This is a genomic window from Marinobacter sp. SS5-14b (genome assembly GCF_030541005.1).
In the GTDB taxonomy this organism is placed as follows: domain Bacteria; phylum Pseudomonadota; class Gammaproteobacteria; order Pseudomonadales; family Oleiphilaceae; genus Marinobacter.
On the sequence record NZ_JASSVM010000003.1, the window covers coordinates 484,365 to 504,284 of the forward strand.

The window sequence follows — 19,920 nt, forward strand, 5'->3', positions numbered from 1 at the left end:
GATTAACATGATGAAAATCGATGAGATTCTTGAGTACTTGCCGCACCGCTACCCGTTTCTGCTGGTAGACCGGGTAACCGAGGTTGAGAAGGGTGTGTCGATCAAGGGCTACAAGAACGTATCGTTCAATGAGCCGTTTTTCGCCGGGCACTTTCCTGATAATCCGATCATGCCCGGTGTGCTGATCATCGAAGCTATGGCCCAGTTGTCTGGAATTCTCGGTTTTGTGACCGTTGGACGGAAACCTTCTGACGGCGTGGTACAATATCTCGCTGGTTCCAGTAAGGCGCGATTCAAGCGCCCTGTGCTGCCCGGAGACCGCCTGGACATGGAGTCAGAGTTTGTTTCTGGCAAGCGTGGAATCTGGAAGTTCAATTGCCGCGCATTGGTTGACGGTGAAGTCGTATGCGTGGCTGAAATCCTTACCGCTGAGAGAGAAGTTTGATGGCGACAAATGACTGGTCGGGTGTCCATCCTCAAGCGATTGTGGACCCGTCAGCCAAACTGGCGGATAACGTTACCGTTGGTCCCTGGAGCTACATCGGGCCGGGGGTTGAAATTGGTGAGGGCACAGAAGTGCTCTCCCATGTGGTCGTCAAAGGCCCCACGGTTATTGGCAAGAATAACCGCATTTTTCAGTTTTCCAGTATCGGGGAAGAGTGCCAGGACAAGAAGTACGCCGGAGAACCGACCACGCTGGTGATCGGCGACGACAACATTATCCGTGAAAACTGCACCATTCACCGGGGCACTACTCAGGATCGCGGTGAAACCCGAATTGGCAGCAACAACCTTCTGATGGCCTACGTGCATGTGGCTCACGACTGTGTGGTAGGTGACAACACCATTCTTGCCAACTGCGCGACTCTGGCTGGCCATGTCACCGTCGGTGATTTTGCGATTCTGGGCGGCGGCACCATGGTGCATCAGTTCTGTCACATCGGCCCCCACAGTATGGCGGCTGGTGGCAGCATCGTGCTTAAGGATATCCCGGCCTATGTTATGGCGAGTGGTCAGTCCGCTCAGCCCCATGGCATGAATGTCGAGGGGTTGAAGCGCCGCGGGTTCAGCAAAGATGAGCTGCTTGCCCTGCGCCGTGCCTACAAGGTCATCTACCGTCAGGGCCTGACCACCGAGCAGGCTCTGGAAGAGCTTGAAAAAGATTTTTCTGACATCACCGTCGTAAAACCGCTGATCGCCTCGCTCCGGGGATCGGATCGCGGCATCATCCGCTGAGCTGGCAGGAGACTGCCAGTGTCTAACGCTCAGGCTGATCCGGTCAGCTCCCGCAAGGTTACCATTGCGATCATTGCCGGGGAGGCATCGGGAGACATCCTGGGTGCCGGGCTTATCCGTTCTCTCCGTGCCCGCTACCCCAAGGCTCGTTTTGTGGGTATTGGCGGCGACGAAATGATCGCTGAAGGTTTTCACTCCCTGGTTCCCATGGATCGGCTGTCTGTTATGGGGCTGGTCGAAGTGCTGGGGCGTATCCGTGAATTGTTCAACATTCGCGCCCGCCTACTGGACTATTTCTTTGCCACTCCTCCTGATGTGGTGATTGGCATCGATTCACCGGATTTCACCCTCGCCATAGAGCGCCGATGCCGGGAGGCGGGTATTCCCTCAGTGCACTATGTGAGCCCGTCGGTATGGGCATGGCGCCAGAAGCGGATTTTCAAGATCGCCAAGTCGGTTGACCTGATGCTCACACTGTTTCCCTTTGAGGCCAGGTTTTACGAGGAGCACGATGTACCGGTTGCCTTTGTGGGGCACCCCCTGGCGGATCGGATACCTATGGACCCAGACACCCTGGCCGCCCGTGAAAGCCTTGGCCTGGACCCGGGCAAGCCGGTGCTTGCTGTTTTGCCGGGTAGCCGGAGCGGGGAAGTCGAGCGCCTGGGTACCCTGTTTCTTGAAGCCTCGCGTTGGCTCCAGGCGCGCAGGCCTGATCTTCAGTTGGTGATTCCCTGCGTCAATCGGGATCGGGAACGGCAGGTTCAGGCGCTGGTTGAGTCCCTGGAGGTTACGCTGCCGGTGACACTGGTACGGGGTCGCTCGCGGGAGGTAATGGCAGCAAGCGATGTGGTTTTGCTGGCGTCCGGGACGGCCACGCTGGAAGCCATGCTTTTGAAAAAGCCCATGGTTGTGGGCTACCGTTTAAGCAATTTCAGTTTCAAGTTGCTCTCGCATCTGGTCAAGGTGCCCTGGGTTGCCTTGCCAAATTTGTTGGCGCAGAAGGCGCTGGTGCCGGAGTTGTTGCAGGACGATGCGACGCCGGACACGCTCGGCGCCGCAGTGCTGGAACGCCTGGAAGACAATGTAGAGCGAGCCAGGTTGAAGGAGGCGTTCTCCGAACTTCACGAGACCCTGAAGCAGAATGCAGATGAGCGCGCTGCAGCCGCGGTCTCTGAATTGATTGAGAGAAAGCGCTGATGGCAGAAAAACATCTGCCACCGTTTGAGTGCTCCTACCCGGGCTGGTTGCTGGCCGGTGTGGACGAGGTGGGTCGCGGCCCCTTGATCGGTGCTGTGGTCACTGCTGCCGTCATTCTGCACCCCGAGCGGCCGATTGAAGGCCTGGCTGATTCCAAGAAACTGACTGAAAAGAAACGCCTGAAGCTCTACGACGAAATCGTTGAAAAGGCAGCGGCGTGGAACCTCGGGCGCTGCGAAGCCGCTGAAATAGACCGCCTGAACATCTATCAGGCGACGATGCTGGCCATGAAACGGGCAGTGGATGGTCTGTCGATAGCCCCGGAATACGTGCTGGTGGATGGCAACCGGTGCCCCGAATGGTCCTGGCCTTCAGAGCCTGTGGTGAAAGGAGACAGTCGGGTAGCGGCCATCAGTGCTGCGTCGATTATTGCCAAAGTGACCCGGGACAGGGAAATGGCGGTGCTGGAACAAAAGTACCCGGGTTTTGGTCTGGCCAAGCATAAGGGTTATCCCACGCCGGTTCACCAGGAAGCCTTGATGCGCCTTGGCGCAACCCCGGAACACCGTCGCTCATTTCGGCCCGTGCAGGAGGCGATCGACACCGTGGGGCTTTACCGTGGCGAGAGCGGTGCGGACAACTCCATGATCTACCCCTCCGATTTATTCGAAACCATGGGTTGACGTATTAAAAAACTGTCTGTAATATTCGCGCCACGTTGATCGGGGTTAGCCCCGAAAGCCAACAAAAAGTTTGATGCGGGGTGGAGCAGTCTGGTAGCTCGTCGGGCTCATAACCCGAAGGTCGTAGGTTCGAATCCTGCCCCCGCTACCATAAAAAAGAAAGGCAGATCAGTTAGTTACTGGTCTGCCTTTTTTGTTTTCCGATCCTGAAATTTTCTCCGTGCCCTCACCGTGCCCTATGCGTGCCAATTTCCGATCTGGACATTTTGGCCCCTCTTCGTTGTTGACCGTAAGTCTTCTGGGGCACAGGACATTAGCTCCTGCCCTCATGCCATAAAAAGAGAGTCACTTTTCGCCTTCGGATCCCTCCGACTCATCCGCCGCTTCCTTGATGTGCGTGATCAATTGCTGAACTGAACAGTCGAAATAAGTGCATAGCTTATCAATGTTGTCCGTCACTGTGCTGTGGCCGGGATGGTTGATGATTTTCGATAGTGTCATCCTGTTGATGCCGGTGTCCTTAGCAATTTCACCAATAGTGATTCGCCGTTTCTCGGCAAATTCTTTATCTGCTATCAATTCCTTCAAATGGAAACGGATCATCTCTCTGCTCTTTTGATAAAAAAAAGTATCAAACGCCACTTGCAATTATCGCGATAGGGCGTATATTAATGATCAGGTGATAAAAAAAGTTATCAACTGATCATTGATTGTTAAAAGGAGATGTTCTCATGAACAACACATACCTGACAACTGAAGAGCTATCAGAGCGTATCAAGTACGACCCCCGGACCATACGTCAGTGTCTGAAAGACAGCGTCCTGTTAGAGGGTAAACATTATATCCGCCCATTTGGCGGCCGAAAAATCCTCTACATCTGGGAGATCATCGAGGAAGACATGCTCAGCATGGCTCACAACAATCTGGCCATCCCGATGGCAAGCGGAGGTGTTTGTCATGGCTAAGGTGCGAGCACGAGTCGATACCAAGAAGCTCTTTATCGATTTCCGGTATCAAGGAATACGCTGCAGGGAGCAGACTTTATTGAGTGACACCGCCCGCAACCGTAAACAGCTGGAGACATTGATCCAGCGAATGGAAGCCAAAATGTTGGTTGGGGATTTTGACTACGCCGAGTTCTTTCCGGGAAGCAAAAACCTCAAAAAGCTTGAGGACGCTGGGGTCCTTCCCAAAAATGGTGAGGGTGTTCTTGGTCAGTCAGAATCTACTACTCCTCTGTTCACAGACTTCGCTGACCAGTGGTTCCTCGAATCGAAAATCCAGTGGCGGAATTCCCACACTCGTAATGTGGAATCCATTCTGGCCAGCTCTCTGAAGCCAGCCTTCAAGGATAAACGGGTAGGCGAGATTTCCAAACCAGACATTTTGGCTGCGCGTAACAAGATGGCGCGTCGGAAGGGAAGGGGGGCGAGTGGTTTGATGTCGCCCAAAACCATCAACAGCCACATGACCATTCTGCGGATGATTCTGACGGAGGCGGCGGAGCGGTTTGACTTCACTAATCCCTACCTGAACATCAAGCCGCTGAAACAGCAGAAGGTACACATCGAGCCCTTCTCCCTGAATGAGGTAGAAAAGATCCTCGAAATAGTCAGGGAAGATTACCGCAACTACTACCTGGTGCGTTTCTACACCGGCATGCGCACAGGGGAAGTTGACGGCCTCAAGTGGGAGCATGTGGATTTCGATAAACGGGAAATCCTGGTGCGAGAAACCCTCATTCATGGCCAGACCGAGTACACCAAAACAGATGGCTCTCAGCGGGAAATTCCCATGTTTGGCCCGGTGTACGATGCACTCAAGGCCCAGTACGAGGCCACCGGCAAGCTCAGCAAGTTCGTATTTTGCAACCGGCTGGGTGAGCCACTTGACCATAACAACGTGACTAAGCGTGTCTGGTACCCGCTGCTGGAGCATCTCAAACTAAAAAAACGCCGTCCCTACCAGACGCGGCATACAGCTGCGACGCTACTCCTCGCGTCGGGAGAAAACCCGGAATGGGTCGCCCGCACTCTGGGCCATTCCTCAACGGAAATGCTGTTTAAAGTGTATTCCCGATACATCCCGAACCTGACTCGCATGGATGGCAGCGCCTTTGAGCGACTGATTCAGAGTCGGGTCATCGAAAACGATAAGGAGGTAGGTGATGAAACTGAATGATCTACGCCCGTTGATGCAGGAAACTTTTAAAGGCACCTACCGACTGACGGGGCGTGTTGCCTGTTTTGATGATGAGGGTATCCCGTATCTGAAACTTCGCTTGAGCAGTTGTGCCAGCGACATTGTTGTATTGGCGGTGATCGGCTCTATCGTGATCCCAGAGCATCTCGGGCATATGGATCTAGTTGTAGTCAAAGGACAGGTCTGTGTCGGTGCGGAGGAAAGTGAGATTTTGCTGACCGATATCCGTCGCCCGTTGCAGGCAGACGTTGCCGGCTTGCCGGCACTGCAGACTTTGCCACGAACGTTCTGCCCTAAGCCGGAGGCACTGGATCAGCTGGTGGCTGCGGTACGGTCTTTGCGGTCAGCCCCATTACAGATGTTCATTAAGCGAGTATTGGAGCGCCGTGACAGGCTGGAAGTCTTTATGAAAGCTCCGGCGAGCAGGAATTACCACCACAGTGAGCCTGGCGGCCTGCTGGCTCATTCCCTGGAGGTGGCGAAGAACGTTCTGGTCATGACGAAGGCCAATGAACCCGAGATGCCTTGGGAACTTCAGGAGCTCGGTTTCGTCGCTGGTTTGTTGCACGATATTGGCAAAACCTACACCCATGACACCTGGGGTAAGCCGACAGCAACCGCAAGGTTGTGCGACCACGCCGACCTAACTCTGGAGGCCTGCGCCTACGGTCTGGCTTATCTCGACAGGGTAGACCCTGATGCGGCGCTTGCACTCCGGCACATTTGGACCTGCGCCTCCCCCGGCGCGCGCTACGGTGCCACCCCTGCCATGACGCTTGCCCGCTATGTTCGGGACGCTGATGCCCAGAGTGCTATGGCTGACAATCAGCGGAAGGCCTATCTAAAGCGCCAGCCAATCGGTTTTGGGCGGCTCGGAAACAACACATATTGGCGGCCATCGATAGAAGCTCACTGATGAGGCGGATGAAAACTACAGTGAGGGGTGTGAGCATGTTGCGGCCACACCCCTTTTTTTATTCGATGTTGTGTGAGGACAGCAGCTAGGCTGTGAAACAGGCATTTACCCGGCAACGGTGCTAAGGTCAGGAAAAATACCGCGTCCAGAGCGAAGGATATGCTGAAAATATACTACCTCCACGGCTTCGCCAGCCGCTTCGATATCACCAGCGACAAACTCAAAACGCTCGCCAGGCTTGGCCCTGTCTATGGTCACGACATCGATTACACTCAAGTTTCGGAAGACGTCATTGAAGATAGCCTGGACAAACTGATGCAAGTGAACCCGGACCTTCTGGTTGGGACCTCGATGGGGGGATGGCTGGCGGGTATTCTGGGTGCCGAATCCGGCATTCCGTTTGTTGCCATCAACCCGGTGACGGATCCTGCCCACACTCTCAAGTCCTGGATAGGGCCGGATGTCGATCATCAGGGGCAGGCCTATCAACTGACGGAAGACGTGGTTTCTAGCTACTATCCTTTCACCCATTATGGCAGAGGGTTAGTACTGCTGGATCAGGGGGATGAACTGCTTCCGTGGAACGACACCGTCAGGGCGCTTGGGGGTTATTTTCCGGTACACAGCTTTGAGGGCGGGAGTCACCGGTTTGAGCACATGGAAGAAGCGCTAGAGCTTGTTCGGGAGCATGTGAAGGATTAACGCTACGAGGGGCGGCGTTAACGACAGTGCGACTGTTCCTCTCTCGGCTTCGGTGCGACCGAATGTGTCAAAGCGCGACCTAACACGTAACCGGCTGCCACACCGATCAACGCCGTCACCGGACCGATCAGGCCACCCACTAAGCCACCAACAAACATCAGTACCACGCTTTTCATACAGACTCCTCCCGCCTTCCTGGCAGCTGCATTAGTCCGAGTATAGAACACTGGGCCCAATGATGGGTTGACCCAAACGTATTGTCTCGCCAAAATACTGTATATTCAAACAGTATCCGGTGTAAAGCATGTCCTGCATTCTGCTTGGTGACTACGAATCCGTCTCACGCCTGAACATCCCGATGTTTCTTGAACGGGTCTCGGCTGGCTTCCCATCGCCGGCGGAAGACTATGTTGAGAAAACCATTGACCTGAACGAGCTGTGTATTCAACACCCGGCTGCCACGTTTTTTGTGCGAGTGCAGGGAGAGTCTATGGTTGAGGCGGGTATCTATCCCGGCGATGTCCTGGTGGTGGATCGGTCGCTGAGAGCCAAGCACGGAGACATCATCATCGCCAGCCTGGAAAGCGAGATGACGGTGAAGCAATTGCATTTGACGCCACCGCCCGTTCGGCTCCTTCCACGGAATTCAGCGTACCGGCCTATTACCGTCGAGGGCGATATGGTGATGGAGGTGTTTGGGGTGGTCACCAACGTCATCCGGTCACTCAAGCGGGGAGGGCAGGGATGACACCTGAATCGGCAGTATCCTTTGTCACCGTAAGACGACGGTTCGATTTTCGCAGCATCGAGGTCGGACGCTGGGTAACGCCCCAGGAGCGGGACCGGGCAGCCGGCCGGTTCTATCAGGCGCTGTGTGATTTGATGACGATCCTGCGAGGACCGGAGCCATTGATCTCCCTGAGGAGCACGCTGGGCCTGCAGTATGGCATCGGCGGCCGGTTGGGCGTGGCCGCGCACTACATTCCCGCCACCCGACAGCTGGCGCTGGCCAAGAACGCCGGCGCGGGTAGCCTGGCTCATGAGTGGTTTCATGCCTTTGATCACTACATGGGTGGCAAAGCTTACCGGAATGCCGGACCGTGCGGCTTCGCTTCCAGTGCCTGGCTGAACAGCGTAAGCAGTAAACCCCATCCACTGAATGAACGGCTAGGCGCTTGCTTCCAGGCCATCATGCTGACGGAGGACGGCACAGCACCCAGCACTTTGTTCCGAGCCGCCCAGGTGGCCGATCAGCACTTGAAAACGGTTTATTACGCCAAGCCGGAGGAGCTGTGCGCCCGCGCCTTTGAAGCTTTTATTGAAGACAGCCAGCCGCGTAACCGATTTCTGGTAAACGGAACCGTTCACTCTGATGAAGCCAAGGCGGGCCTGTATCCGCAGGGCGAGCATCGCCAGCGGATCAATGACACCTTTCAGTATTACTTTGCCGCGCTCGGGGCTGCGTTGTACCGGGAACAGGCCAAAGCCGGATGAGGAAGCCTGTGTTCGCCCTGGTGGACTGCAATAACTTCTATGCCTCCTGCGAGAAGCTGTTCCGTCCGGATCTTCGTCATACACCGGTTGTGGTGCTGTCCAACAACGACGGCTGCGTCGTCGCCCGTTCCAAAGAAGCTAAGGAATTTGGGATCAAGATGGGCGTGCCGGTTCATCACATTAAACCGGAAATTCGCCGATACGGCATCCAGGTGTTCTCCTCCAACTACACCCTCTATGGCGACATGAGCCGGCGGGTGATGACGACTCTGGAAGCCCTGGCTCCCAAAGTGGATGTCTATTCCATCGATGAAGCGTTTCTGGACCTGACCGGCGTTGACCGGGTGGTGTCCTTCGAGAACTTTGGGCGAGAGGTCAGGAACACGGTGTATCAGAACGTTGGCTTACCGGTCTGTGTGGGCATTGCTCCGACGCGAACCCTGGCCAAGCTGGCCAACCATGCCGCCAAGAAATATCCAGCCACTGGAGGCGTGGTCGATCTGACGGACCACGACCGGCAACGGCGGCTGATGGCGCGGGTACCGGTTGAGGAGGTTTGGGGTGTCGGGCGAAAACTCAGTGCCAGGCTTCAGACCATGGGTATTGTCACGGCGTTACAACTAGCGGATACCCATCTGGCAACGCTCAGAAAACAGTTCTCTGTGGTGTTGGAACGCACCGCCCGGGAGCTCAACGGCGTGCCCTGTGTTCCGTGGGACGATGCGCCACCGCCCAAGAAACAAATTATGTGCTCCCGATCGTTTGGTCAGCCCCTTCAGAAACTGAGCGACTTGGAAGAAGCCGTAGCGCACTTTGCGACCCGCGCGACCGAGAAGCTGCGGGGAGGCCAGCAGTATGCGGGAGAGCTGATGGTGTTCATCCGAACCAATCCGTTCAAGGCGACGGCACCGCAGTATTCACGCAGTGCCAGCGTGAAGCTCATCCAGCCCAGCCAGGACTCCCGGGTTATTGTGCAGCAGGCTCTGAACCTGCTTCGACCGATGTATCGGGAAGGTTTTGATTACGCCAAGGCCGGCGTTATGTTGGAGGAGCTGGTGGATGAGTCGGGTGTTCAGGAGGATCTCTTCCAAGCCGCGCAGGAGCAGGCGCCAGACAGTGGTAGATCGGAACGCCTGATGGCGGTGATGGATACCATCAACCGGAAGTCCAGGGCGACGGTCTACATGGCCAGAGAGGCCGGGCCTGCGGCTTATGCGATGCGGCGGGGGCATTTGTCGCCGGCGTATACGACCTGCTGGGATGACTTGCCGAAGGTTCGCTAGTAAACATAAGCGAACATTCACGGCTGCTCGTTCGCCCACGCTTCTTTCAACAAAAACACTTCGATATTTATCAAATCGTCTAACTGAGAAGCTGGCTTTTTGGTTTGGCTATGTACTGCAAGAAGGCCCGGGCTGTTCTTGGCGTTTGGAATGTCTTGTCAACAGATCAAAGAAAAGCAGAACAATCAAATTGCCTCTTGCACACCTACCTACTAATAGGTAGATTAATTGGCGCATGTTTAATGACCAACAGAGGCAATCAATGAAAATCTACGATATCGAAGGCTTCCCGAACCCGCTCCGCGTTCGCATCGCTCTGGCAGAAAAAGGCGCAACAAACCAGGTGGAATTCGTCCCGGTCGATGTCATGGGCGGCGAGCACCGTTCCGAGGCGTTCAAGACGAAAAACCCGGATGCCACCGTGCCCATGCTGGAACTTGACGACGGCACCTGCATCGCCCAGTGCAATGCCATCACCGAATATATCGACGGCGTCTTTGATGGTCCGTCCCTTATGGGTACAACCCCAGCGGAGCGTGCCCGTATCGCAATGATGAATCTGCGGGCAGAAAACGGTCTGATGAACGCCGTGGGTGCCTATTTCCACCACGCGACCCCGGGGCTTGGTCCGGATCTGGAAACCTGGCAATGCGCTGAGTGGGGTAATAAACAGAAAGAAATTGCCAGCGCAACCATGGCCTACCTTGACAGCGTTCTGGCGGACAACGAGTTTCTCGCAGGCGACAGCTTCTCGGTCGCAGACATCACCGCCTTTGCCGGCCTGGGGTTTGCGGATTTCGCGAAGGTTGACATTCCCGAGTCTCTGACCAATCTCCAGGCCTGGCGCGCAAAAGTCGCAGCCCGTCCTTCAATTTCCGGGTAATCCGAAACCTTCGGATTTAATGCAAGCGCTGAAAACATGAAGGGCACAAAAGGGAGGAATATCATGGAGATTAATGCAGATTTCTCCAAACCGGTGGTTATGCATTCCGACCAGATTGAATGGCAGCCCTCGCCCATGAAAGGGGTGGAGCGGCGCATGCTGGACCGGATCGGGGACGAAGTTGCCCGCGCCACGACCATCGTGCGTTATGCGCCGGGCAGTCATTTCTCGGCGCATACCCATACCGGTGGAGAAGAATTCATCGTACTCGATGGCGTGTTCCAGGACGAGCACGGTGACTTCCCTGCTGGCACCTACGTGCGCAACCCCCCAACCACGTCACATATTCCGGGCTCTGAAACGGGCTGCACGATATTTGTGAAACTGTGGCAGTTCGACCTGGCCGACCGCACCCAGTTCAGCAAGAATATGGAGGCCGAGCTGGGCGCCCCAGTGGGCGGCGTTGCCACCGCAAAGCTGCATGAGGACGATCGTGAGATCGTGACCTACAGCCAGCTCGATGCGGGGGCGACACTGACCTCTGAGGCGCCCGGCGGAATCGAACTGCTGGTGGTCGAAGGTTCGGCTATCAGGGATGGCGAGGTGCTGGCCAGGCATGACTGGCTGCGCCTCCCTGAAGGACACAGGTTGTCCGTGACGGCCGGGGACGACGGCGCCAAGATCTGGATGAAAACGGGGCACCTGCGATTTGCCGGGGCACCGAGGGTATAAGCCCGGCAATAGCGGGATTGAAAAGGCAGACAGGTGAACAACCATGAACCGTGATACCAGAACAGCCCTGATGGATCTTGCCGAGCACACCGTCCGGTCACGGGGCTTTGACGGGTTCAGCTACGCGGATCTGGCCGAGGCCATCGGCATTCGAAAGGCCTCGATCCATTATCATTTCCCCACCAAGGCGAAGCTCTCCGAAGCCTTGATCGAGCGCTATCAGACCAGTCTGCAGCAGGGTCTGACCGAGATAGACGCAGCCCATGCCAGCGCTGGCGCGCGCCTCAAGGCACTCATTGCCCTGTACCGCGGGGCGTTGCATGATGGCCAGACCGTGTGTCTGTGCGTTGCCTTTTCGACCTGCCGCGAAAGCCTGTCCGACACCGTTATTGCCAGAGTCGGCGCCGTTCGCGCAATGGTTCTGCAGTGGATTACGGCAACGTTTGAACTGGGACAAAGGGATGGATCCGTCTCGGCCATCCTGGGTCCCGCCGATGAAGCGCAGGCGACCCTGGCGATGCTGGAAGGGGCCCACCTTGCCGCGCGCACCGAAGAAGACCTCGCCGTGTTTGATGCCGCAACGCGACTGCTGCGCGCCCGCTGCCAGTAACGACGGGACAGGAATCGCGCTTTGATGTACAGAATCGCTACGCAAATTGACTCATAACGAGCGAAAAGGAGCAAACAGATGATGAGCACCCTGAAAACAGCACTGGCAGCAGCCACGCTGTCACTCACTGTTGCAAGTACGCAGGTACTGGCAGAAACGCAAACCAGAACCATCGAGTATCAAGTCGGCGACGAGACCTTCACCGGCTACATGGCCTGGGATGATGAATTCGGGCAAAAGCGTCCGGGGGTTCTGGTGGTCCATGAATGGTGGGGGCACAATGAATTTGCCCGGAATCAGGCAGAACGACTTGCCTCGGCCGGCTATACGGCGTTTGCGCTGGATATGTATGGCTCTGGCAAACAAGCCGACCATCCCGATACCGCCCAGAAGTTCATGCAGGAAGCCACTCGGGACATGAGTCAGGTCAAGGCGCGCTTCATGAAGGCGATGGACATCCTGAAGAACCACGAAAGTGTTGATGCGTCCCGAATTGCGGCACAGGGTTATTGTTTTGGCGGCGCCGTGGTTCTCAACATGGCGCGCATGGGCGTCGATCTGGACGGCGTTGTCAGCTTCCACGGCGCGCTCGGCAGCCCCCTCACGGCTGAACCCGAGTCCGTGAAAGCCAGGATCCAGGTGTACACCGGCGGTGCCGACAAGCTGGTCCCCTCGGATCAGGTCGCGGGCCTGGTCAAGGAGATGCAGGATGCCGAAGTCGACCTGACACTGGTGAGCTTTCCCGGAGTACTGCACTCATTCACCAACCCAGGCGCCGACAAGATCGCCGAGGAGTTCGGCATGCCGGTTGGTTATGATGAAGAGGCTGCCAGCCGTTCCTGGGATGGCACCATGCGTTTCTACAAGGCCATCTTCACCCAGTAACACAAGCGAGTGCAAACAAACCGAAACCGGCAGTATTTACAGTGAATTCTGGAACACCAACCGAAAAGCATGATGAGGTGCAACATGGCAACTGAGAGTTTACCACTGTTCGATGGAGACAATCGTCCAGGCTACAAGTCGCTGGGCAACTCGGGGCTGTTCGTATCCGAACTGTGCCTGGGCACCATGACCTTCGGCGGCGATGAGGACATCTGGGGCCTGATCGGCCAGTTGCAGCAGGAACAGGCCGACGAACTCGTGAAGATCGCCCTGGAGGCGGGGATCAACTTTATCGATACCGCCAACATCTATGGTTTCGGCGCCAGTGAGCGCATCGTCGGCCAGTCCCTGAAGAATCTCGGCGTTCGCCGCGAAGATGTGGTGCTGGCGACCAAGGTGCTTGGCCCCATGGGGGCTGGCCCCAATGCCCGTGGTGCTTCCCGCGGCCATATAATGAGCGAATGCAAGGCGAGCCTGGCGCGCCTGCAAACGGATTATATTGACCTGTACCAGATCCACGGTTTTGACCCGGCCACACCGATCGAGGAAACTCTGGAGGCACTGAACACCCTGGTGCAGCAAGGCCATGTGCGTTACGTGGGCCTGTCCAACTGGGCCGCCTGGCAAGTGATGAAAGCCATCGGCATCACCCGGGCCCGCAACCTGTGCCCGATCATATCCATGCAAGCCTACTACACCCTCGTAGGTCGCGATCTGGAGCGGGATATTATTCCGATGCTGGAATCTGAGAACGTCGGTCTGATGGTGTGGAGCCCACTGGCCGGGGGTTACCTGTCCGGTAAATACGAGGGGCCGGACGTTTCCGAAGAAAACCGGCGCGCCAAGTTTGACTTTCCGCCCGTCAACCGCGAGCGGGGCAGCGAAGTCATCAAGGTTATGCGGGAGATTGCCGATGGCAAACAGATCGACGGCGAACCGGTCAATGTGGCACAGATTGCCCTGTCATGGCTGCTACACCAGAAGCCTGTGACCAGCATCATCGTTGGCGCCAAGCGGCCCGAGCAGCTCAGGGACAATATCCGCGCGGCCCAAATCCGCTTGTCCGACGATGAACTGGTAGCCCTGGATGAAGTCAGCCGCCTGCCCGAGGAGTACCCGGGCTGGATGATGAAGATGATGGCGGGGTACCGGGATCCGGTAAAGCCGGGAGAATGATGTCGCCAATTGATATCACGGGTAGCCGCGCCGCTCTGGTGCGGCTACCGGGGGAGGAGAGCATGAATATATTGTAAAACGCAGAAGCGCATGCCCACTGATCGCTTTATTGGATTTGCCGGCTGTTGCTGAGGCTGAGTTAGGCTGATCGATTCCATTTTAATGTTCGCGCTGGACCTGTCTGGAATGTAACCCCTGCTTATACAGGTCTCTTTACAAGTTATAGGTTTTGACAACCCTCGAGATCCCCAGTACCGATAAGCCCGAGACTCACTCTAAAAAGTCGCAAAGTGCGAAATGTCAATCATGCATTTCAACTTCCGGCAATGGCAATGCCTGGCTCTACTGCCGTTAAGTTGCGTCAAGAAAGCCAGATTCCTGAAAGGACAAGCAACATATACTCCTATCCGAAACCAACGTGTGCCTTTCCCCAGACAGAAGCACCGGCGTATAGACAAAAACAAAGAGCTATGGAGTGTATTAATGGCGATCTTCCCCCGGTTTTCGGTAAGGGCGATATCCCTTACAGTTGCAATACTTTCCGCAGGATTCTCTCTTTCTGCCCAGGCCAGCATGGGCAACATCGGCACCACCTACGGGGTAATGGCGGTCGACGTGGCCACAGCTCAGTCTCTCTCAATGTTCAATGATCAGGTGTCTGCCACCTACTATAACCCTGCATATCTGACAAAAGATCCCAAGGGTGAGCTGACCGTTGGCCTGCTTCATGCTGAACAGGAACTAAGGGCGGAAAGCCCTCAGCGCAATAGCGATATACTCGCCGATTCTCCGAGCCAGCATGTGCTGATCGGCATGAAAACCAATCTCACCTCAATGACTCGTTCTGACCATCCGATCTATCTTGGCTTCATCGCGGGAGTGGAGAAATACGGCAAGGAACTGCTGGCTTTTTCTTCAAATACATCGGAAAGCGGCCAGTTCCTGGAGTACGGCAAGGAGCCCCTGTTCCTCAATATCGGTGCTGCCACCACTATCTGGCGTGGTATTGATGCCGGCATTTCGGCAAGGATCACGCTTGAAGCCAAAGCCGACCTCGATGCGATATCGAACCTCGCCGGTGAGACACAGCGTGAGCGCCTGTCTGTTAATGCCGAGCCCTCTGTAAAGTCAATTGTCAGTACCTCCATCAACTGGGGCAAAACCTTCTGCCCTGAAAATGGCTGTTGGTTGAGCGGCTGGGAAACGGCCCTGGCCTACCGGGCAAAATCAGCATCTTCCACTAGCGTCGATGCAAACATCATTGTCAGCCAGACGATTCCCGACCCGGGACTTGCCCTTGCGGTCACGACGATCGACTCCTTTCAGCCGGAAACCTGGGTCATCGGCACTCAGTATCAAGGTGACGGCTGGCGCATTGGCGGCAGTATCGAACAACAGAACTGGTCAGAACTGGAGGACGAATTTGCCGGCGACACCATTAAGGATCAGGCCAGCCTTTCCCCCGCTGCCCGGATGCAGTTTGACGACATCCTGGTCCCTCGTATCGGTGGCGAGTACAGGTTAAATGATAACTTCATGTTCCTTACTGGTGTCGCCTACAGAGAATCCCCCCTGAAAACCACTCGAAACCGGGAAGTTAACTACCTGGATACCGACAAGATCTCTATTGGACTTGGCCTCAGTGCAACGTACAACCGTACCCGTTTTCTGGCCTACCCCGTTCGCGTGGACCTCGGTTACCAGTATCAGATGCTGCAAAAGCGCGACTTCACCATTGTTGATTTCAACGGAAACGAAGAAGACGTTACTGCGGATGGCGATATTCACGTGTTCAGCGGCTCAGTTACGCTGAAATTCTGAAGAGGTGCGGCATGAAAAGAACAATTATTGCATTGAGTGTCACCACGTTACTCGCAGGCTGTGGCGGTGACGAGCAAACAATGACCCAAAGCTCAACACCCGGCTCGCTAATGTTTGCCTATCCGGCTGACTCAATGTCGTCAGGCAGTGATCAGCCCGATGTCACGTCCACCGTTCCCACAACGGCACCTGTTTTCCTGCGTTTCAACAAGTCCATCGACACACCGTTGACTGACATTCCCGATTCTCTGATCCTGAAGGATGCCACCGGAAACGAGGTTACCCTCACCGACGTGATGTTTACTGATGAAGACAAGATGGGGCTTGCGGCAAAGCCGGACAAGGCGCTTGCGCCGGGAACCAGCTACACCCTGACCTCAGAGGGCCTTCAGGCTGGCGGCACACCGGTGTCACTGACCGCAGATGGCATCAGATTCAGGACAGAACCGGCCACATCCGGCCCTATCCTGAGCCAGACCGAAGGCACCGGATTTGAACTGGCGCGAGCCATTCCGGACGGAGGGAACGACTACCCCGTCACGGACTTTACGACATTCCGGCTTCAGTTTACCGAGCCCCTCGACCCGCAATCGGTGGTTTACGGCCAGACCATCCGCCTGACGGACCAGGACGGTGAACCGGTGAATGCCGAAGTATACGCCAAGGGCCACCGGGTCACGGTGGATCCGGAAGGCTACCTGGATCCGGGCCTGACCTATAACCTGACCGTGACTACCGGCATCAAAAGCGCTCTGCTCGATGATGCCCTGTCCGAAGATCACACACTGACCTTCAACCCGATCGATTCCCGCTCCCCGACGGGCAAGCGCCAGATCATGGGCCAGGTAGCTGAAAGCATACCCGGCCAGTTGCCACTGACCGGTGCCGATTACAACTCGGTAAACCTGAGCTCCCTTCTTCTGGGCCCGAACAACCCGACCAGTGTCACCGGCACCGTGTTCGCGGAACTGGGCTTTATTCCCAAATTTGAAGCGGCGGGCCAGAGCATTCCCCTGAGGATCGACCGGGGCACCTTGCTCACCGGAAGCTCCGTGGTCGTCAAGGTCGCCGGCGCCGTGCCGGCCGGGTTCGAATCCGAAGCCGTCGAAGTTCGCTTTCTCTCGGATGCCAATGGTTTCCTGATGCCCAACCCCTATACCGATGCAGTGGATGCACCCCGGGTGCTCGAGCTCTACATCGATATGGCCCTGAATACCGGGAACACTGTTGCCAACGGCGCCCTTGGCCAACAGCTCATGCACGTGCAGCTCGTGGGCACCGCCATCGTCGAGGACGGCAAGCTGAGCATCGAAGCCGTTGGCGTTATTGAGCCGGACGTGATGGGTATTGACACGGCCTCAGGCCTGATCTCCTTCAAGCTGAACGGCTTCCGCAACGTCGAAGATGCCCCGCTGCAGGCCGACTTCGCGGACACCGAAGCGCCCTTCATCACGAGCTGGGTGCCCGGCACTGACAATCAGGCCAGGCTTCGCCCGGGCGACAATCTGGTGATCTACTTTAACGAACCGCTGCTCCCATCATCTATCAATTCCGACAACATTCAGCTGGAAAAGGATGGGGTGCTGGTTGATGCGAACCTGAAGGCCGATGGCGGCAGTGTGGTGATTCATCCGGCGGAACCATTGGTGCATGGCGCAAGCTACGTTCTCAGGCTCAATCCCAATGGGGCTTCGTCGCAAAACGGGTCCGGTTTGCGGGACCTGGCCGGAAACACCTTTGCCAGCCAGATTGCCCTGCCGTTCCAACTCAGCCCGACCGAGCCGGGCACGCCAATGGACCAGTCGCCGCTTGCGCTGATAACCCGGCCCGGTTATCCCTGCGCCAAAGCCGGCATTGATATCAACGCCGGCAACCAGGGACGTTGTGCCGGGGGCAAAGCCGATGACGACTTGCTCCCCCTTGGTCAACTCGAAACCGACAAGCCCATTATCGTCCGTTTTTCCCTTAACATGGACCCACAAACCATCGTCCCCGGCATCACTCTGACGGTTGAAAGGCAAACGGATACTGGCCAATGGGAGGAAATTGCGACCTCCGAATACACCCTCACGACCGAGCCACGGTCCCTGACCATTACGCCCCTGGTTCCGTGGGAGACAGGCAGCCTCTACCGCTATACGCTGAATGCCGCCAATGATGACAACTCAGTGATAAAGTCAACTGCGGGGCTGCCCCTGCAAACCGTCCTGCTCACCCAGGGTAAATGGGATGCAACCCACAGAACCGAGGGCGGCACGGCGCTGGTGAACTACTTCACCGGTATCGAGAAGAAGACTGCCACCTACCTGCCGCTGAGAAACCTGCCGGCGGCCGATGCCAATGCGGATCTGGACTATACAAAAGGTCTTGAGGCCGGCTCTCAAACAGGAGAAAGCGTTGCCAACGCGGTAGGCTTGGCATCCAATGGAGTCGAGTCACTGAATCCTCCTCAGCAAGATTCTCTTGTGGTTGACGCTGAAATTGGATGTGAAGTCGGGCAAAGCTGCCGGGAAGACAAATTCATTTATCTGACAGCCATGCTTGATACCTTCGTGGCAGGAACACCGGACGACCAGGGCAGGGTACCGGTGGAAATTTCGCCATCTGTGTTAGCCACCACATCCAGCGATGTGTGGGTCAAAATAGATACTGCGTTACTGGATGCATTTGCAAGCATTGGGCTTGCAGACACCGGCATTGAGGCTAACGAAAGTATCTCGACCGGTCCGCTCATGATGCGCATAAGATACCCAAGGGATGAAAAGGGGAATGTCAAACCGCTGACGGGCTTTCTATACACCAATGAGCAGGGCCAGTTTACCTTCGAGCTCAGTCTGGACGTATATCTGGATGCACCTTACCTCAACCCAAGCATTGGCCCGGCCGAGCTTGACCATAACCTGCGCAGCTATCCCATTCAGGACCTGGGTGGTGACCGCTTGACGCTGAGAGGGCCTGTGACCTTTCTCCAGGATGGCCGCATACAGATCCAACTGCTTAATGTCGAGAGGGTCCCGATTGACGTTGAAGTGCGAGGAGATATTACGCTCAACTCGAATAATGTAAGTGGTATATGCAGTCTGGTTCCTAACCTTTGTAACCCGATCATCAATCTTTTGGGGCTGAATGCAGACACCGTTATCCATCTTGAAATCCCTCAAGGTAAGCTTTCTCTCACCTATCTCTCACCAACCACACAGCAGTAACCCCAAGAAGCCCTGGTTCAACAGCCAGGGCTTTTTGCTTCAGCCTGAGAAAATCGAAGGGAAGATTGCAGTCAGGGAGGCCGTTTTGACCAGGAGGGGTGGATTGCACTCACAAAGCCACTGCGATGCCCTATTTTCCTACCTCAGAGGCTTGAGCATTTAAATATTCCAACAGATCATTCAAGCTGTGATGATACATGCCGTAGAACTTCTCCAGCTCAGCCAGTTTGGCCCGATTGCGGTCATTCGTGATCGTCGACCTGGCTTCCGCGACGACCGATTTTGCGGTCTGATATCTTTTTATCTGGCCTTCCAGGAAAGCAGCATAAGGGTTGGGACGAATTGAAAAAATCCTGCCGTTCACCTAACGCTGAACGACGTTCGACAATGCCCAACCGTTCAAGAAAGCAGGTATTCGTACTCACGCTGGTCTTACTGACGCGCAATAGTCCTACCAACTCTGACGAACTGACCGGGTCATCAGACACGATGAGGACCGCCCAGATTTCTCCTCCTATACGAGAAAGCCCGTCTGATTGGGCTAACTGGCCCATGCGTTCAATAAAGCGCGTATCTGATTCAGTGAGTGTTTTCATAGTTAAAGGGGCCATGCGGACCCTGCCAAACCAGCGCATCTGAACGCGTCTTGGCGCTTTTCCAGGCGGCTGGTGTTCAGGGTCCGTCGGAAATGTGCCAGAGCAAACCCGAAAAGGGCAGCCCCGACAAAGGCGATGGCCAGGAACTGCGGCCAGACGGTGGCGAAGCCCGCGCCACGATAAAGGATCGCCTGGGCCAGCATGATGTCCCGGACTGAACTTCACGGATGAGCGGGCTATAAGCGTTGCCCTCCCGGGTGATTTCGTCAGTCACTCTAATAACATGTTCCAGTCTAAA

Annotated in this window: 21 protein-coding genes and 1 tRNA gene; 20 read left to right on the forward strand and 2 right to left on the reverse strand. The window is 55.9% G+C overall.

The window, feature by feature from the left end; all coding sequences use genetic code 11:
• The first annotated feature begins 7 nt into the window (after positions 1 to 7).
• The 5 genes from fabZ (at position 8) to QPL95_RS09840 (ending at position 3,267) form a co-directional block, all read left to right on the forward strand.
• Positions 8 to 445: a 3-hydroxyacyl-ACP dehydratase FabZ gene (gene fabZ, locus QPL95_RS09820; protein WP_303290804.1), complete on the forward strand. Its 438-nt coding sequence runs from the start codon at positions 8 to 10 to the stop codon at positions 443 to 445.
• Positions 445 to 1,236 carry an acyl-ACP--UDP-N-acetylglucosamine O-acyltransferase gene (lpxA, locus tag QPL95_RS09825; protein ID WP_303290805.1) on the forward strand — a complete coding sequence of 264 codons (792 nt, stop codon included), beginning with the start codon at positions 445 to 447 and terminating at the stop codon, positions 1,234 to 1,236. The genes fabZ and lpxA overlap by 1 nt, the downstream gene beginning before the upstream one ends.
• Positions 1,237 to 1,254: 18 nt before the next feature.
• Positions 1,255 to 2,433, forward strand: coding sequence for a lipid-A-disaccharide synthase (gene lpxB / locus QPL95_RS09830; RefSeq protein ID WP_303290806.1), 1,179 nt, complete (start codon positions 1,255 to 1,257; stop codon positions 2,431 to 2,433).
• The gene (gene rnhB, locus QPL95_RS09835; RefSeq protein ID WP_303290807.1) at positions 2,433 to 3,116 is read left to right on the forward strand and encodes a ribonuclease HII; all 684 of its coding nucleotides are present in this window, start codon (positions 2,433 to 2,435) and stop codon (positions 3,114 to 3,116) included. The genes lpxB and rnhB overlap by 1 nt, the downstream gene beginning before the upstream one ends.
• Before the next feature lie 74 nt (positions 3,117 to 3,190).
• Positions 3,191 to 3,267, forward strand: a tRNA-Met gene (locus QPL95_RS09840).
• Between the two features lie 194 nt (positions 3,268 to 3,461).
• On the opposite strand, the gene QPL95_RS09845 is transcribed toward QPL95_RS09840, so the two are convergent.
• Complete coding sequence (locus QPL95_RS09845) at positions 3,462 to 3,719, reverse strand: helix-turn-helix transcriptional regulator (protein ID WP_303290808.1); 258 nt, start codon at positions 3,717 to 3,719, stop codon at positions 3,462 to 3,464.
• Positions 3,720 to 3,847: 128 nt separating this feature from the next.
• Here QPL95_RS09845 and QPL95_RS09850 point away from each other — a divergent pair, with 128 nt between their 5' ends.
• The 14 genes from QPL95_RS09850 (at position 3,848) to QPL95_RS09915 (ending at position 19,026) form a co-directional block, all read left to right on the forward strand.
• Positions 3,848 to 4,081 (forward strand): hypothetical protein, encoded by a 234-nt coding sequence (locus QPL95_RS09850; RefSeq protein ID WP_303290809.1) that lies wholly within the window; start codon positions 3,848 to 3,850, stop codon positions 4,079 to 4,081.
• Positions 4,074 to 5,297 carry a tyrosine-type recombinase/integrase gene (locus QPL95_RS09855; protein ID WP_303290810.1) on the forward strand — a complete coding sequence of 408 codons (1,224 nt, stop codon included), beginning with the start codon at positions 4,074 to 4,076 and terminating at the stop codon, positions 5,295 to 5,297. Before QPL95_RS09850 ends, QPL95_RS09855 begins: the two co-directional genes overlap by 8 nt.
• Positions 5,284 to 6,234, forward strand: a complete 951-nt coding sequence (locus QPL95_RS09860; RefSeq protein ID WP_303290811.1) for a TraI domain-containing protein — start codon at positions 5,284 to 5,286, stop codon at positions 6,232 to 6,234. The genes QPL95_RS09855 and QPL95_RS09860 overlap by 14 nt, the downstream gene beginning before the upstream one ends.
• 159 nt (positions 6,235 to 6,393) lie before the next feature.
• Complete coding sequence (locus QPL95_RS09865) at positions 6,394 to 6,936, forward strand: YqiA/YcfP family alpha/beta fold hydrolase (protein WP_303290812.1); 543 nt, start codon at positions 6,394 to 6,396, stop codon at positions 6,934 to 6,936.
• Between the two features lie 304 nt (positions 6,937 to 7,240).
• Positions 7,241 to 7,684 (forward strand): translesion error-prone DNA polymerase V autoproteolytic subunit, encoded by a 444-nt coding sequence (gene umuD / locus QPL95_RS09870; RefSeq protein ID WP_199457149.1) that lies wholly within the window; start codon positions 7,241 to 7,243, stop codon positions 7,682 to 7,684.
• Entirely contained in the window at positions 7,681 to 8,430 is a 750-nt protein-coding gene (locus tag QPL95_RS09875) for a CLCA_X family protein (protein ID WP_303290813.1), read from the forward strand. Before umuD ends, QPL95_RS09875 begins: the two co-directional genes overlap by 4 nt.
• The gene (gene umuC / locus QPL95_RS09880) at positions 8,427 to 9,713 is read left to right on the forward strand and encodes a translesion error-prone DNA polymerase V subunit UmuC (RefSeq protein ID WP_303290814.1); all 1,287 of its coding nucleotides are present in this window, start codon (positions 8,427 to 8,429) and stop codon (positions 9,711 to 9,713) included. The genes QPL95_RS09875 and umuC overlap by 4 nt, the downstream gene beginning before the upstream one ends.
• Before the next feature lie 262 nt (positions 9,714 to 9,975).
• On the forward strand, positions 9,976 to 10,596 hold the full coding sequence (locus tag QPL95_RS09885) for a glutathione S-transferase family protein (RefSeq protein ID WP_011783969.1): 621 nt from the start codon (positions 9,976 to 9,978) through the stop codon (positions 10,594 to 10,596).
• Between the two features lie 63 nt (positions 10,597 to 10,659).
• The gene (locus QPL95_RS09890) at positions 10,660 to 11,328 is read left to right on the forward strand and encodes a cupin domain-containing protein (RefSeq protein WP_008170339.1); all 669 of its coding nucleotides are present in this window, start codon (positions 10,660 to 10,662) and stop codon (positions 11,326 to 11,328) included.
• A gap of 43 nt (positions 11,329 to 11,371) precedes the next feature.
• Positions 11,372 to 11,938, forward strand: a complete 567-nt coding sequence (locus QPL95_RS09895; RefSeq protein ID WP_008170337.1) for a TetR/AcrR family transcriptional regulator — start codon at positions 11,372 to 11,374, stop codon at positions 11,936 to 11,938.
• Positions 11,939 to 12,016: 78 nt separating this feature from the next.
• Positions 12,017 to 12,823 (forward strand): dienelactone hydrolase family protein, encoded by an 807-nt coding sequence (locus QPL95_RS09900; RefSeq protein ID WP_008170335.1) that lies wholly within the window; start codon positions 12,017 to 12,019, stop codon positions 12,821 to 12,823.
• 84 nt (positions 12,824 to 12,907) lie between these two features.
• Positions 12,908 to 13,999, forward strand: coding sequence for an aldo/keto reductase (locus QPL95_RS09905; RefSeq protein WP_008170333.1), 1,092 nt, complete (start codon positions 12,908 to 12,910; stop codon positions 13,997 to 13,999).
• Between the two features lie 483 nt (positions 14,000 to 14,482).
• Positions 14,483 to 15,820, forward strand: coding sequence for an alkane uptake protein AupA (gene aupA / locus QPL95_RS09910; RefSeq protein WP_008170331.1), 1,338 nt, complete (start codon positions 14,483 to 14,485; stop codon positions 15,818 to 15,820).
• An 11-nt stretch (positions 15,821 to 15,831) separates the two neighbouring features.
• Positions 15,832 to 19,026: an Ig-like domain-containing protein gene (locus QPL95_RS09915; protein ID WP_039881818.1), complete on the forward strand. Its 3,195-nt coding sequence runs from the start codon at positions 15,832 to 15,834 to the stop codon at positions 19,024 to 19,026.
• Positions 19,027 to 19,268: 242 nt separating this feature from the next.
• Here the strand turns inward: QPL95_RS09915 and QPL95_RS09920 are convergent, their stop codons facing one another.
• Positions 19,269 to 19,622 (reverse strand): GbsR/MarR family transcriptional regulator, encoded by a 354-nt coding sequence (locus QPL95_RS09920; protein WP_227497733.1) that lies wholly within the window; start codon positions 19,620 to 19,622, stop codon positions 19,269 to 19,271.
• A gap of 92 nt (positions 19,623 to 19,714) precedes the next feature.
• On the opposite strand from QPL95_RS09920, the gene QPL95_RS09925 reads away from it, so the two are divergent.
• Positions 19,715 to 19,840, forward strand: coding sequence for a hypothetical protein (locus QPL95_RS09925; protein WP_264622537.1), 126 nt, complete (start codon positions 19,715 to 19,717; stop codon positions 19,838 to 19,840).
• Positions 19,841 to 19,920 lie beyond the last annotated feature (80 nt).

Bases quoted from the DNA above. Each gene is read 5' to 3' on its own strand.
- fabZ (WP_303290804.1), top strand. From the start codon at position 8: ATGATGAAAATCGATGAGATTCTTGAGTACTTGCCGCACCGCTACCCG.
- lpxA (WP_303290805.1), top strand. From the start codon at position 445: ATGGCGACAAATGACTGGTCGGGTGTCCATCCTCAAGCGATTGTGGAC.
- rnhB (WP_303290807.1), top strand. From the start codon at position 2,433: ATGGCAGAAAAACATCTGCCACCGTTTGAGTGCTCCTACCCGGGCTGG.
- QPL95_RS09845 (WP_303290808.1), bottom strand. From the start codon at position 3,719: ATGATCCGTTTCCATTTGAAGGAATTGATAGCAGATAAAGAATTTGCC.
- QPL95_RS09850 (WP_303290809.1), top strand. From the start codon at position 3,848: ATGAACAACACATACCTGACAACTGAAGAGCTATCAGAGCGTATCAAG.
- QPL95_RS09855 (WP_303290810.1), top strand. From the start codon at position 4,074: ATGGCTAAGGTGCGAGCACGAGTCGATACCAAGAAGCTCTTTATCGAT.
- QPL95_RS09860 (WP_303290811.1), top strand. From the start codon at position 5,284: ATGAAACTGAATGATCTACGCCCGTTGATGCAGGAAACTTTTAAAGGC.
- QPL95_RS09865 (WP_303290812.1), top strand. From the start codon at position 6,394: ATGCTGAAAATATACTACCTCCACGGCTTCGCCAGCCGCTTCGATATC.
- umuD (WP_199457149.1), top strand. From the start codon at position 7,241: ATGTCCTGCATTCTGCTTGGTGACTACGAATCCGTCTCACGCCTGAAC.
- QPL95_RS09875 (WP_303290813.1), top strand. From the start codon at position 7,681: ATGACACCTGAATCGGCAGTATCCTTTGTCACCGTAAGACGACGGTTC.
- umuC (WP_303290814.1), top strand. From the start codon at position 8,427: ATGAGGAAGCCTGTGTTCGCCCTGGTGGACTGCAATAACTTCTATGCC.
- QPL95_RS09885 (WP_011783969.1), top strand. From the start codon at position 9,976: ATGAAAATCTACGATATCGAAGGCTTCCCGAACCCGCTCCGCGTTCGC.
- QPL95_RS09890 (WP_008170339.1), top strand. From the start codon at position 10,660: ATGGAGATTAATGCAGATTTCTCCAAACCGGTGGTTATGCATTCCGAC.
- QPL95_RS09895 (WP_008170337.1), top strand. From the start codon at position 11,372: ATGAACCGTGATACCAGAACAGCCCTGATGGATCTTGCCGAGCACACC.
- QPL95_RS09900 (WP_008170335.1), top strand. From the start codon at position 12,017: ATGATGAGCACCCTGAAAACAGCACTGGCAGCAGCCACGCTGTCACTC.
- QPL95_RS09905 (WP_008170333.1), top strand. From the start codon at position 12,908: ATGGCAACTGAGAGTTTACCACTGTTCGATGGAGACAATCGTCCAGGC.
- aupA (WP_008170331.1), top strand. From the start codon at position 14,483: ATGGCGATCTTCCCCCGGTTTTCGGTAAGGGCGATATCCCTTACAGTT.
- QPL95_RS09915 (WP_039881818.1), top strand. From the start codon at position 15,832: ATGAAAAGAACAATTATTGCATTGAGTGTCACCACGTTACTCGCAGGC.
- QPL95_RS09920 (WP_227497733.1), bottom strand. From the start codon at position 19,622: ATGAAAACACTCACTGAATCAGATACGCGCTTTATTGAACGCATGGGC.
- QPL95_RS09925 (WP_264622537.1), top strand. From the start codon at position 19,715: ATGTGCCAGAGCAAACCCGAAAAGGGCAGCCCCGACAAAGGCGATGGC.